Origin of the sequence: Candidatus Jidaibacter acanthamoeba, assembly GCF_000815465.1 — a bacterium.
GTDB classification, from domain to species: Bacteria; Pseudomonadota; Alphaproteobacteria; order Rickettsiales; family Midichloriaceae; genus Jidaibacter; species Jidaibacter acanthamoebae.
Map to the genome: position 1 here is coordinate 1 of NZ_JSWE01000046.1, position 412 is coordinate 412.

The window sequence follows — 412 nt, forward strand, 5'->3', positions numbered from 1 at the left end:
TATGCTTTTACTTCATGACGCCTGGCATTGAGGTAATCACATAATATTGTTAGGTTATAACCATTCCTTGTCAGGTTTGGTTCTAATGCATTAAGGTCTGGTGATAATACTGATTGGGCTGTTGCTATACTTATAGGTTTTTCTCCAATTTGATAACCCTTCTCTAGTACTCTAGCAAGGTAATAAGTAATCTGTAAAGGTGTAATTAGCTGGTCGGAAAGTAGGATAATGGCGTCTTTAGTAAGGATATCATGGGGGTTGACTTTATCTCCTGTACAATTACTCAGAATCCATTCAATAAACTTAGGACTATTAATACCTAAAGAACTTAGTTCAAAAAGTTTTGCACGTGCGCCTACTTCTTCTAGTACAGGATTGCGTAGATCGTTTGCTAATTTAGGGTGACCTAAAA

General features: G+C 36.7%; 1 protein-coding gene. It reads right to left on the reverse strand.

Annotated features, from left to right (window positions below; genetic code table 11):
• Positions 1-412: hypothetical protein (locus NF27_RS12215; protein WP_039454900.1), on the reverse strand; the 412-nt coding region annotated here is incomplete at both ends.